The following is a 12353-nucleotide window of genomic DNA, read 5'->3' on the forward strand; positions in this document are numbered from 1 at the left end:
CAACGAGCCCATCGCCTCGCCGGCGGTGGGCTCTTTACGTAGGATGGCATATGCTCGCTTACCAACACGCCTATCATGCCGGCAACTTTGCCGACGTTCATAAACATCTGGCGCTGTTTTCCCTCACCCGCTATTTATTACGTAAAAAAAGCCCTGTTACGTATATAGATACCCATGCCGGCCGTGGCCTTTACCGGCTCGCCGAACCCGAGACGCAGAAGCTCAAGGAGTATGAATCGGGAGTGGGTGCGCTGTGGTCGGCACGCCAGGCGCTCTCGGGAAGCAGTGAGCTACTTGATGGCTGGTTGGCAGCCTTGCAGCGCCTACAGCCTGGTGTCGCGAAGACGCTGAGCCATTACCCCGGCTCGCCATGGTGGCTGGCCCAGGGCCTGAGAAGCCACGATCGACTGTCGCTGTTCGAGTTGCATCCCGGTGAGCATGGTCATCTCGACGGCCAGCCACTCCTGCAGGAGGCGAGGCGGATCCATGGCGATGGCCTGGCGGGGCTGCAGCGGGTGCTGCCGGTCGCGACGCCCCGCTTGTGCGTGTTGATCGATCCCAGCTATGAGCGCAAGGCTGAGTACGCGGAAGTGGCCGAGTCGCTAAGCTTCGTGGCGCGCAAGGTTCGCCACGCGGTGGTCATGATCTGGTATCCCTTGCTTCCGGCGGGGCGTCACATGACATTGCTCGAGGCGGTACGCAAGGCCGACATACGCAAGGTCTGGCGCAGCGAGCTCGAGGTGCACTCACTGGATAGCGCGACGCACGGCATGTACGGCAGTGGCCTGCTGGTGTTCAATCCGCCCTGGGGGCTGGGCGACGAGCTCGAGAACGCGCTGGCTTGCCTGTTGCCGCGATTCGGGCCGCAGGCGCGTCAGCGAGCCGGTTGGTGGGTTGCGGAATAGCGCTTACTTGCCGATGCAGAACTCGCCGAATATCTTGCCCAGCAATTCGTCGGCGCTGAATGCGCCGGTGATTTCACCCAGCGCCTGCTGGGCCTCGCGCAGGTCCTCGGCCAGCAACTCGCCGGCGCCGTAGCCCTGAAGCTGGGCTTCGCCATTGTCCAGGGCGCGCTCGGCACGGTCGAGCGCATCCAGGTGACGTCGGCGGGCCGAGAAACGCCCCTCGGCGGTGGTCGAGTAACCCATGATCGACTTCAAGTGTTCCTTGAGACTATCCACACCCTGGCCGGTTTTCGCAGACAGGCGAATGATCGGTGCGGTTGTGGATAACTCGAGCCCGGGCGGCTCGTGACTGCTGTCGATCTTGTTGCGCACCAGCGTTAATCGAGCGGGGTCGGGCAGCCGCGAGACGAACTCCGGCCAGATGGACATCGGGTCGGTCGCCTGGTCGGTCGTGGCGTCGACCAGCAGCAATACCCGGTCGGCTTTCTCGATCTCCGCCCAGGCACGGGCCACGCCGATCCGCTCGACGGCGTCCGGAGTGTCGCGCAGCCCGGCCGTGTCGATGACATGCAACGGCATGCCATCGAGATGGATATGCTCGCGTAGGACGTCTCGGGTGGTGCCGGCGATCTCGGTGACGATCGCCGTTTCCTGCTGGGTCAAGGCGTTGAGCAGGCTCGACTTGCCGGCGTTGGGCCGGCCGGCGATCACCACGTTCATGCCTTCGCGCATCAGCGCGCCCTGGCCGGCCGCCCGGCGAACCTCGGCGAGCTCGTCCTGAACCTCGCCGAGCTTCGCGGCGACCCGGCCGTCGGCCAGGAAGTCGATCTCCTCCTCGGGGAAGTCGATCGCCGCCTCGACGTACATGCGCAATTCGATCAGGCGTTCGACCAGGCTGCCGACCCGGGTCGAGAATTCACCCTGCAACGAGCGAAGGGCATTTTCCGCGGCGGCGCGGGAACTGGCGTCGATCAGGTCGGCAATCGCCTCGGCCTGGGCCAGGTCGAGCTTGTCGTTGAGAAAGGCCCGCTCGGAGAATTCGCCCGGGCGGGCCAACCGGGCGCCCAGGTTGACGCAGCGCTCGAGCAACAGATCCATGAGCACCGTGCCGCCGTGGCCGTGCAGTTCGAGCACGTCTTCGCCGGTGAACGAATGCGGGCCGGGGAAGTACAGGGCGATCCCCTCATCGATCGCCTGGCCGCTGGCCCCCGTGAACGCGCCGTAGAAGGCGTGGCGGGGCGCCGGGCAGCGACCCAGCACTGCCTCGGCGATCGCCTGGCAGGCAGGCCCCGAGACGCGGATGATGCCAACGCCGCCGCGTCCGGGAGGCGTAGCCAAGGCGGCGATGGTGTCCTGGGTGTAGAGCGGCTGGTCGAGCATGTGCGTTTCCTGGATAGCGGTCGGGCCATTGCCGATAGTCGGGCCCCAACGCCAGACCCCCGCACTGTGGCGGGGGTCTGGATCTGGCGGCGCGCTTGAGCGGTTACTTGCCCTTGGCAGGCGCCGGGTCGCCGGCGATCTTCCGCGTGATGATCCACTGCTGCAGGATCGAGATGCTGTTGTTGACGATCCAGTAGATCACTAGGCCGGCCGGGAACCACAGGAAGAAGAAGGTGAAGACGATCGGCAGCATCTTCATGATCTTCGCCTGGGTCGGATCCGGCGGCGACGGGTTGAGCTGCTGCTGCACGAACATCGTCAGGCCCATGATGATCGGCAGTACGAACAGCGGATCCTTGACCGACAGATCATCGATCCACAGCATGAACGGCGCATGACGCAGCTCGACCGATTCCATCAACATCCAGTACAGGGCGATGAAGACCGGCATCTGGATGATGATCGGCAGGCAGCCCCCCAGAGGATTGATCTTTTCCTTCTGGTAGAACTTCATCATCTCCTGGGACATCTTCTGGCGATCGCTACCGTATTGCTCCTTGATGCGCTGCATCTCGGGCCCGAGCTTGCGCATCTTGGCCATCGACTTGTAGGCCGTGGCGGAAAGCGGGAAGAGCACGATCTTGACGATCACCGTTAGCATCACGATCGACCAGCCCCAGTTGCCCAGCACGTCGTGAATCTGTTCGAGCAGCCAGAACAGCGGATTGGCGAGGAACCACAGCCAGCCGAAATCGACGGTCAGTTCCAGGTTGGGGGCGATCTCCTCGAGTCGATCCTGGACCTTGGGGCCCATGTAGAGCGTCGCCTCGAGCGTGCTTTCTCCCCCCGGGGCGATGGTCTGGGTAGGACTGGCGAAGGCCACCACATTGCGATCACGCGAGTCGGTGGTCGCATAGTAGAGATTCTGCTGGTTCTTTTCCGGCACCCAGGCCGAGGTGAAATAGTGCTGAATGATCGCGACCCAGCCGCCCTGCACGTCACGGTTGTTGAACTGGCTTTCCTGAATCGTCTCGAAATCGATCTTTTCGTAGTGATTCTCGGGCGAGGAATAGGCCGCACCGAGGTAGGACTTCATGCCCATGCCGCCGCCCGATGAGGGGTCGGGGCTGTTGTCCCGGGCCAACTGACCGATGAACCGCGCAGTAACCGGCGTTTCGCTCTGGTTGGCAAGGTGATAGCTGACCTGTACCGCGTAGCTGTCACGCGCGAAGGTCAGACGCTTGATGACCTCGATGCCATTGACGGTGGCATGCAGATCGACGGTCAGGGCGTCCTGGCCTTCCGAGAGGGTATAGCGCGTCTTTTCGCTTTCGAACGCGATGCGCCCCTGGTGCCCCTCGAGTTGCAGGCCCGACTTGGCGACGTAGCTGCGGCTCTGGCCATCCGAGAGCAGTACGAAGGGATGCTCGGCATCCTGGCTCATCTTGTGCTGGGGCAACGCCGCATAGACGATATCGCCGCCACGCGGGTCGATACGCACATCGAGAGTGTCGGTCACTACTTCGATCAGGCTGCGGCGATTGCCGTCCTGAGCGCTCTCGGCCATGTCCGGGTTGCCGTTCGCCGATTGGGCGCCACTGGAGGGAGCCGCCAGGCTCTGCTCGGTGTCGGTAGCGTTATCCGTCTTGCGGCCGTTCAACTGGCTGTAGGCAGGGGCTTCGGTCTCGACGGCGGTCTGGCCGTAATCCTCATTCCACTGGATCACCAAGAGATAGGCGAGTACCGCAAGTGGAATGACAAGGAGGAGTCGTTTTACGTCCATTAGGGATCTGCCCGATGGGATATTGGATCATTCTGCGGGTTGGTCGGCACGCTGTTCCGGTTCAGGAGGTCGAGGTCACAGGCGATTGCTTGCCAACCTCCTTTTCCAGGCGTCGCCACAAGCCGTGAAGCTGGCGGTGCAGTGTGGGATTGTCCAGTTCGTGTACGCCACGGCGGGCTAGGACAACGATATCCACAGCGGGTAGGCGATGCTGCCGGAGACGGATGGACTCGCGCACCAAGCGCTTGAGACGGTTGCGATCTACGGCACGACGAACGTTTTTCTTACTGAAGACCAGGCCCACGCGCGGATGGCCCAAGGAGTTGTTTCTGGCCAGTACCAGCAACCCTTTGGCGTGTACCTTGTACGAGGCTTGTTCGAAGACGTACCGATAGTCCCCGGCAGTCAGCAGACGCAGTTGCCGGGGAAAGCCCTGACAGGACATTCGCGAGCCGCGATCAAGCGCTCAGACGCTTGCGGCCCTTGGCACGGCGGCGAGCCAGGACCTGGCGACCGTTCTTGGTGGCCATGCGTGCACGGAAGCCGTGGACACGCTTGCGCTTCAATACGCTGGGTTGAAATGTGCGTTTCATGACGGCGGATTCCCACGTGGTTGATTTGACATTGACCGATGCCCCGGCTCCCACATGGAACCCGGGCGGATTTCGTTCAAGGCCGGGAATTCTAGAGGCTTTGCAAGCCGGGTGCAATTTCTGCGCGCAATTATCCACACCGCCTCATCGCCAGGGGGCGTCAGTGGCATTCGACGGATTCTCGTGATGACCGGTGTGCCACGGTTGGGGGCTCGCCATTCGCGGCTGTCATGTTACTACAATAACTAAAGGGGTTACTTAAATGCTGTTGTTACTAATGGTGGGGACAGTTTCTGTGGGTAACTTCTTTAAAAGGTTATCCATCAAATAATTACAGGCGGTATAAAAGCGTGGACAAAGCATGCAGAGGTAGTGATTAGAGGGATATTAAGCTGTGTACCGATAGCGCTAATATCCACCGCCGGGAATGGTCCGCAGAGTCATACCGTGTCGGTCCACCGAGGTGTACTGTAGTTTTCCACAGCATGATGCGCATCGCTTCGCGTGTGGATAACTCGCAGTGAGGGCGATACAATGTTCGGTCTTTTCGCAACGGGATGGTGAGGTCGCGTGTCGGTCGCTCTTTGGCAACAATGTCTGGCTTATCTGCAGGATGAGCTGAGCTCGCAGCAGTTCAATACCTGGATTCGTCCCCTGCAGGCGGAAGACGCTACGCCCAACGAGCTCAATCTGTTGGCGCCCAATCGTTTCGTGCGTGATTGGGTCAGCGACAAGTATCTAAAGCGGATCAACGAGCTGCTGCGCGAGCTGGCGCCCCACAAGCCGCCCAAGGTGAGCCTGGCGGTGGGTAGCCGGCGTGTTGCGCCGAGTCCACAACCGCGGGATTTGGGTAACCCTGTCTCGGCCAGTCGCTTTCGTCAGCCCCCCGCGCCCGCGGTTCACACGCCACCCCGCGGCGACGAATACGCCGATGAGCGCGAGATCGACAGGCTCAATAGCGAAGGCCCGCGGCGTTCCGCCCAGCAGCCCGCGGGCGAGCGTCAGGTGCAGGTGGAAGGCAGCCTCAAGCATCAGAGCGGTCTCAATCCCAACTTCACGTTCGACACCTTCGTCGAGGGTAAGTCCAACCAACTAGCCAGGGCCGCCTCCCGACAGGTGTCGGAGAACCCCGGCGGTGCCTACAATCCACTGTTCCTGTACGGTGGGGTAGGGTTGGGCAAGACTCACCTGATGCACGCCGTGGGCAACCAGCTGGCCACCCTGCGCGACAATGCCAAGGTGGTCTACCTGCACTCCGAGCGCTTCGTCGCCGACATGGTCAAGGCGCTGCAGCTCAACGCCATCAACGACTTCAAGCGATTTTATCGAAGCGTCGATGCGCTATTGATCGACGATATACAGTTTTTCGCCGGCAAGGAGCGCTCGCAGGAAGAATTCTTCCATACATTCAATGCCTTGCTGGAAGGCGGTCAGCAGATGATCCTGACGTCCGACCGTTATCCCAAGGAGATAAGCGGAGTGGAGGAGCGGCTCAAGTCGCGCTTCGGCTGGGGACTGACGGTGGCGATCGAACCGCCTGAGCTGGAAACACGGGTGGCGATCCTGATGAAAAAGGCCGACCAGGCCAAGGTCGACCTGCCCCACGACGCGGCTTTCTTCATTGCTCAGAAGATACGCTCCAACGTGCGGGAACTGGAGGGCGCGCTGAAGAAGGTGATCGCCGATTCCCATTTCATGGGAAAGCCGATCACCCAGGATTTCATCCGCGAATCGCTCAAGGACCTGCTGGCTTTGCAGGACAAGCAGGTCGGGGTGGACAATATCCAGCGCACCGTTGCCGAGTACTACAAGATCAAGCTGGCGGACTTGCTTTCCAAGCGCCGTTCGCGCTCGGTGGCCCGTCCGCGACAGGTCGCCATGGCCCTGGCCAAGGAACTGACCAACCACAGCCTGCCGGAAATCGGTGACGCCTTTGGCGGACGCGACCATACCACTGTGTTGCATGCCTGCCGCAAGATTGTGGCGCTACAGGAAGAAAACGCGGATATTCGCGAGGATTACAAGAACTTGCTGCGGTTGTTGACCAGCTGATGCATGCCGTCCATCACAGCCTGTTCCCGTCTTTGAAACTCAGGAGAAGAGTGGAGCCCTCATGAAATTTTCCATTTCCCGTGAAGCCCTGCTGCGCCCGTTATCGCTGGTGGCCGGTGTGGTCGAGCGGCGCCAGACCCTGCCGGTGCTGTCCAATGTACTGATCGAGGTCCAGGACACTCAGCTGGCGCTTACCGGCACGGATCTCGAGGTCGAACTGATCGGCCGCATCGAGCCCAGCCAGGTCGATGAGCCGGGATCGGCCACGGTACCGGCTCGTAAGCTGATGGATATCTGCAAGTCGCTGCCCGAGCAGGCGGAAATCGTCTTCACCCTCGAGGAGGGACGGGCGATCCTGCGTTCGGGGCGCTCACGCTTCACGCTGTCGACGCTGCCGGTCGCCGAATTCCCAAATATCGAAGACAGCCAGGCCAGCCAGGAGCTGACCCTGCCGCGCGGCACCCTCAAGCAGCTCATCGACGCCACGTCCTTCGCCATGGCGCAGCAGGACGTACGCTACTATCTGAACGGCATGCTGCTGGAGCTCGGGCACAACCTGGTGCGCGCCGTGGCTACCGATGGCCACCGACTGGCGATGTGCACGCGCAGCGCCGAGGTGAACGTCGAGCCGACGCAGAAGCTGATCGTGCCGCGCAAGGGGATACTCGAGCTGGTACGCCTGCTCGATGGCAGCGACGAGCCGGTCGAGTTGACGTTGGGCGCCAATCACATCCGGGCGCATACCGGCAGCTTCACCTTCACCTCCAAGCTGGTCGACGGCAAGTTTCCCGACTATGAGCGCGTGATTCCCCGCGGCGGCGACAAGGTCTTCATCGCCGACCGGGCCGAGTTGCGTCAGGTGCTCTCGCGGACTTCGATCCTCTCCAACGAGAAGTACCGGGGCGTGCGCCTCAACCTCGAGGCCGGCAACTTGCGGGTGTTGGCCAACAATCCCGAGCAGGAAGAAGCCGAGGAAAACGTCGCCATCGACTACGACGGCAACACCCTGGAGATCGGCTTCAACGTCGGCTATCTGATCGATGTGCTCAACGCACTCGACGAGGATCGCATGCAGATGACCCTCTCCGACTCCAACAGCAGCGCCATCATGGAAGAGCCGGGTGGCGGCGATGCGCTGTACGTGGTCATGCCTATGCGCCTGTAACGCATTGATATGCAATCTCTGTTGTTGTCAGAAGGGCTTATGCGGCTAGCCTTAAAGCGGTGCCTGAATGCCTCTTGACCGTTTAACCTTTCAGGGTCTGCGTAACCTTGAGGCGCTCGACATGCATCCCTCGCCGTCGATCAACGTGATCGTCGGCGACAACGGTAGCGGCAAGACCAGCCTGCTGGAGGGGATCCATATCCTCGGCATGGGACGCTCCTTCCGCACACAGCAGCTCCGCCATGCCATCTGCCATGGCGGCGACAGCGTCACCCTGCATGGCCGCCTGGCTGGCGATCCTCCTGTACCGCTGGGAGTGCGCAGACACCGCGCCCAAAGCGAGCTCGAGATGCGCCTGGCCGGCGAGCGGGTGGCTCGGGTCGCCGAGCTGGTCGAAGCGCTGCCACTCCAGTTGATCAACCCAGATGCCTTTCGTCTGCTCGAAGGCGCGCCCGCTTCGCGCCGCGAGTTCTTCGATTGGGGTGTGTTTCACGTGAAACACGACTTTCTCGATGCCTGGAAGCGTACTCGGCGCGCGCTTAAACATCGGAATGCATTGCTCAGACATGATAGAATCGATGAGCAATCGATTGTGGTCTGGGAGCGTGAGTTTGCGCACTGGGGTAACCGCCTGGACGCCCTGCGCGACGACTACATGGCGGCTTTTCTACCGGTTTTCGAAGAGACGCTCGCCGAGCTCCTGCCGCTCCCCGACCTGACGCTGCGTTACTACCGCGGTTGGGATCGCCAGCGCGACTTGGCGGAAATCTTGGCTCAGGGGCGCGCTACCGACCGTCAGATGGGATTCACTCAGCAAGGCCCACAGCGTGCCGACCTTCGCATACGCATTGAGCGGCGGCCAGCGGTGGAGGTCCTCTCACGAGGTCAGCAAAAGCTGGTAGTCAGTGCCATGAAACTGGCCCAGGGACGCTTGCTGGAGATGACCACGGGACGTACCTGCGTCTATCTGATCGATGATTTGCCGGCGGAACTCGATGCCGAGCATCGAGGCGTCTTCTGTCGTTGGCTCGAACACATGGGCTGCCAGGCGTTCATTACCAGCGTCGATCGGGATGCATTGGCAGGGCTTTGGCAGGCGGATACAACGGTCGCGATGTTTCACGTGAAACAGGGTCGGCTTGCGACATACGGAACGAAAGACTTCACGACGGAGTAGTCAATGAGCGAACAAGCTTACGACTCAACGAGCATCAAGGTCCTGAAAGGGTTGGATGCGGTGCGTAAGCGCCCCGGCATGTACATCGGCGATACCGATGACGGAACGGGACTGCATCACATGGTGTTCGAGCTGGTGGACAACTCCATCGACGAAGCGCTGGCCGGTTTTTGCAGCGAGATACGCGTAGTCATTCATCCCGATGAATCGATCACCGTCAGCGACAACGGCCGCGGCGTGCCGACCGACATCCACAGCGGTGAGGGGGTCTCGGCGGCTGAAGTGATCATGACGGTGCTGCATGCCGGCGGTAAGTTCGACGATAACTCCTACAAGGTCTCCGGTGGGCTGCACGGTGTCGGCGTCTCGGTCGTTAACGCGCTTTCCGAGGAACTCAAGCTGACCATCTGGCGAGCCGGCCAGGTACATGAGCAGCTGTACCATCACGGCGTACCTGACGCGCCGCTTTCCGTCGTAGGACAGACTGAGAAGAGCGGTACGCGGGTGCATTTCCGCCCGTCACCGGACACGTTCACGCATATCGAGTTTCATTACGATATCCTCGCCAAGCGGCTGCGTGAACTCTCGTTCCTGAATTCCGGTGTGGCCATTCGCTTGATGGATGAGCGAAGCGGAAAGGAAGAGCTGTTTCATTACGAAGGCGGACTGCGAGCCTTCGTCGACCACTTGAATACCAACAAGTCGACGCTGAACCCCGTTTTCCACTTCAATTCCGAGCGCGAGGATGGGATTGCCGTCGAGGTGGCGATGCAGTGGAACGATACCTTCGCCGAGAATATCTTCTGCTATACCAACAACATCCCGCAACGCGATGGTGGTACGCACCTGGCCGGCTTCCGTGCCGCACTGACCCGTTCCCTCAATAGCTACATCGAAGCCGAGGGCGTGCTCAAGAAGGCCAAGGTCAATACCTCGGGCGATGACGCCCGCGAAGGCCTGACCGCGATCATTTCCGTCAAGGTCCCGGACCCCAAGTTTTCCTCGCAGACCAAGGAAAAGCTGGTCTCTTCGGAGGTCAAGACGGCCGTCGAGCAGGAACTCGGTCGGCAGTTCTCCGATTACCTGGTCGAGCACCCCAACGAAGCCAAGTCGATCGTCAACAAGATGATCGATGCAGCGCGCGCGCGCGAGGCTGCGCGCAAGGCGCGCGAAATGACTCGCCGCAAAGGGGCGCTGGATATCGCCGGTCTGCCGGGCAAACTCGCCGATTGCCAGGAAAAGGACCCGAGTCTTTCCGAGCTGTATCTGGTCGAGGGCGATTCGGCGGGAGGAAGCGCCAAGCAGGGCCGTGATCGGCGCACGCAGGCGATCCTGCCGCTCAAGGGCAAGATACTCAACGTCGAGAAGGCCCGCTTCGACAAGATGCTGTCTTCCGCTGAAGTCGGCACGCTGATCACGGCGCTGGGTTGCGGTATCGGCCGGGAGGAGTTCAACCCCGACAAGCTGCGCTATCATTCGGTCATCATCATGACCGACGCCGACGTCGATGGTTCGCATATTCGTACCCTGCTGCTGACGTTCTTTTTCCGCCAGATGCCGGAGCTTATCGAACGCGGCCACATCTTCATCGCGCAGCCGCCGCTCTACAAGATCAAGCGCGGCAAGCAGGAGATGTACCTCAAGGACGAGCAGGCCCTGCTTGATTACCTCACCACGACGGCGCTGGACGGTGCGGGTCTGCATGTCAACGCGGATGCCCCGGGCATCAGCGGCGAGCATCTTGAAGCCCTGGTCAATCAGTATCGTGACGTGATGAAGCGTATCGATCGCCTGCTGCGGGTTTATCCTCACGAAGTCCTGCGCAAGATCGTCCATGCGGCTACCTTGAATGGCGAAGAGAGCCTGCGTGACCGGATCACCATGCAGCATTGGATCGATTCCCTGCAGCAGGAAATGGATGCGCTGATCGCCTATGAGGGTGGGCCGCGCTACGTCTTCCATCTGCAGGAAGACGATGAGCGAGGCTTTTTCCTGCCGAGTGTGTCGCTGACCGCCCACGGCGTGACTACCGAGTACGTTTGGGGCGCGGATTTCTTCCGCAGCGCCGACTATCGTGCGATGGCTGCGTTGGGCGAGACGCTTAACGGGCTTATGGGAGAGGGCTCCTACGTGGCCCGCGGCGAACGCAGCAAGAAGGTCGATACGTTCTACGAAGCGCTCGACTGGCTGATGTCCGAAGCGCAGCGTGGCTTCTCCATCCAGCGCTACAAGGGGCTGGGCGAGATGAATCCCGACCAGCTTTGGGAAACCACCATGGACCCCGAGACTCGGCGCATGCTGCGGGTATCGATCGAGGACGCTGTGGCCGCCGACATGATGTTCAATACGCTCATGGGCGACGAGGTCGAGCCCCGTCGATTCTTCATCGAGCAGAACGCACTGGTGGCCAATCTGGACGTGTAATGTTTCACGTGAAACGCTAAGGCCCGCGCAGAAAGCCGAAAAAAGCCCAGCCAAGTGCTGGGCTTTTTGATTTGGTTCACCAATCAGCGTTAGCGGCTCGGTTGCTCCGTCAATCGTTGCTGAACCGCTCCATGCTGAAGCGTGGAGTCAGTGCCTCTTCACTGTGGAGCCCGACGCTCAGCCTCAATCAGGTGATCGACGAAGGCTGCCAGGTCATCGAAGATCCATACCCGCTCCAGGTTTTCCCTGGCTTCGGTCTTCTTTCCCTTGCCCGTGCGAACCAGAACCGGATGGCAGCCCTTGGCGATTCCCGCCTCCAAGTCCCTGCCGCTGTCACCGACCATCCAGGCGCCCCGAAGATTTTCCAGATTTAGACGTTGCTGGATTTGATCGAGGAGACCGACTTTCGGCTTGCGGCAAGCACAGTCATCATCGGGGCCATGGGGACAGTAGGCGATATGGGCGATGCTTCCCCCCGCAGCCGATACACGCTCGCATAGATTGTCATGCATCAATTGCAGGGTGGCTTCGTCGAAATAACCGCGTGCCAGCCCCGACTGGTTGGTGGCGACGGCCACGGTCCAGCCATGCAGGCTCAACCGGGCTATGGCCTCGATGGCCTGAGGGTAAGGGCGCCACTCCTCGAGCGACTTGATGTAGTTCTCCGAGTCTTCATTTATGACACCGTCGCGATCGAGGATGACCACCTTGTTCGGTGTCAGGTCATAGGGCTGAACGGGTAGTGGTTGCATGGTCATGGCGTGGCCTGGTCGAGTGTTTCACGTGAAACAAGCATGACGCAAAAAAGGTTTCACGTGAAACACATGCAAAAAAAGACCGGCCCTAAGGGGCCGGTCTGAAACAGGGTTGGTAT

The 12353-nt window shown here is 60.9% G+C and carries 10 protein-coding genes; 5 read left to right on the forward strand and 5 right to left on the reverse strand.

The features are described from left to right. Positions 1 to 50 precede the first annotated feature (50 nt). Positions 51 to 905: a 23S rRNA (adenine(2030)-N(6))-methyltransferase RlmJ gene (locus R6258_RS03245; protein WP_318447330.1), complete on the forward strand. Its 855-nt coding sequence runs from the start codon at positions 51 to 53 to the stop codon at positions 903 to 905. 3 nt (positions 906 to 908) lie between these two features. On the opposite strand, the gene mnmE is transcribed toward R6258_RS03245, so the two are convergent. The 4 genes from mnmE to rpmH form a co-directional block, all read right to left on the reverse strand. Then, the gene (gene mnmE, locus R6258_RS03250; protein WP_318447333.1) at positions 909 to 2285 is read right to left on the reverse strand and encodes a tRNA uridine-5-carboxymethylaminomethyl(34) synthesis GTPase MnmE; all 1377 of its coding nucleotides are present in this window, start codon (positions 2283 to 2285) and stop codon (positions 909 to 911) included. 103 nt (positions 2286 to 2388) lie between these two features. Next, positions 2389 to 4068, reverse strand: coding sequence for a membrane protein insertase YidC (gene yidC, locus R6258_RS03255; protein WP_318447336.1), 1680 nt, complete (start codon positions 4066 to 4068; stop codon positions 2389 to 2391). Positions 4069 to 4129: 61 nt separating this feature from the next. Beyond that, a complete protein-coding gene (gene rnpA, locus R6258_RS03260) occupies positions 4130 to 4513 on the reverse strand; it encodes a ribonuclease P protein component (RefSeq protein WP_318447338.1) in 384 nt (127 codons plus the stop codon). 13 nt (positions 4514 to 4526) lie between these two features. Further along, positions 4527 to 4661: a 50S ribosomal protein L34 gene (gene rpmH / locus R6258_RS03265; RefSeq protein WP_011508608.1), complete on the reverse strand. Its 135-nt coding sequence runs from the start codon at positions 4659 to 4661 to the stop codon at positions 4527 to 4529. 570 nt (positions 4662 to 5231) lie between these two features. Here rpmH and dnaA point away from each other — a divergent pair. The 4 genes from dnaA to gyrB all read left to right on the forward strand — a co-directional run bounded on the left by dnaA (position 5232) and on the right by gyrB (position 11479). Next, positions 5232 to 6713, forward strand: a complete 1482-nt coding sequence (dnaA, locus tag R6258_RS03270) for a chromosomal replication initiator protein DnaA (RefSeq protein WP_318447341.1) — start codon at positions 5232 to 5234, stop codon at positions 6711 to 6713. A gap of 61 nt (positions 6714 to 6774) precedes the next feature. Continuing rightward, a complete protein-coding gene (gene dnaN, locus R6258_RS03275) occupies positions 6775 to 7878 on the forward strand; it encodes a DNA polymerase III subunit beta (RefSeq protein WP_318447343.1) in 1104 nt (367 codons plus the stop codon). A gap of 67 nt (positions 7879 to 7945) precedes the next feature. Further along, positions 7946 to 9055, forward strand: coding sequence for a DNA replication/repair protein RecF (gene recF / locus R6258_RS03280; RefSeq protein ID WP_318447346.1), 1110 nt, complete (start codon positions 7946 to 7948; stop codon positions 9053 to 9055). A gap of 3 nt (positions 9056 to 9058) precedes the next feature. Next, entirely contained in the window at positions 9059 to 11479 is a 2421-nt protein-coding gene (gene gyrB / locus R6258_RS03285; protein ID WP_318447348.1) for a DNA topoisomerase (ATP-hydrolyzing) subunit B, read from the forward strand. Between the two features lie 158 nt (positions 11480 to 11637). Here the strand turns inward: gyrB and gmhB are convergent, their stop codons facing one another. Further along, positions 11638 to 12237 (reverse strand): D-glycero-beta-D-manno-heptose 1,7-bisphosphate 7-phosphatase, encoded by a 600-nt coding sequence (gene gmhB, locus R6258_RS03290; protein ID WP_318447351.1) that lies wholly within the window; start codon positions 12235 to 12237, stop codon positions 11638 to 11640. Positions 12238 to 12353: the final 116 nt, after the last annotated feature.

Source organism: Halomonas sp. HP20-15 (genome assembly GCF_033446685.1).
In the GTDB taxonomy this organism is placed as follows: domain Bacteria; phylum Pseudomonadota; class Gammaproteobacteria; order Pseudomonadales; family Halomonadaceae; genus Modicisalibacter.

Coding starts and splice junctions, on each gene's coding strand:
- gmhB (WP_318447351.1), bottom strand. CDS start 12,237: ATGACCATGCAACCACTACCCGTTCAGCCCTATGACCTGACACCGAAC.
- rpmH (WP_011508608.1), bottom strand. CDS start 4,661: ATGAAACGCACATTTCAACCCAGCGTATTGAAGCGCAAGCGTGTCCAC.
- dnaN (WP_318447343.1), top strand. CDS start 6,775: ATGAAATTTTCCATTTCCCGTGAAGCCCTGCTGCGCCCGTTATCGCTG.
- rnpA (WP_318447338.1), bottom strand. CDS start 4,513: ATGTCCTGTCAGGGCTTTCCCCGGCAACTGCGTCTGCTGACTGCCGGG.
- recF (WP_318447346.1), top strand. CDS start 7,946: ATGCCTCTTGACCGTTTAACCTTTCAGGGTCTGCGTAACCTTGAGGCG.
- yidC (WP_318447336.1), bottom strand. CDS start 4,068: ATGGACGTAAAACGACTCCTCCTTGTCATTCCACTTGCGGTACTCGCC.
- mnmE (WP_318447333.1), bottom strand. CDS start 2,285: ATGCTCGACCAGCCGCTCTACACCCAGGACACCATCGCCGCCTTGGCT.
- R6258_RS03245 (WP_318447330.1), top strand. CDS start 51: ATGCTCGCTTACCAACACGCCTATCATGCCGGCAACTTTGCCGACGTT.
- gyrB (WP_318447348.1), top strand. CDS start 9,059: ATGAGCGAACAAGCTTACGACTCAACGAGCATCAAGGTCCTGAAAGGG.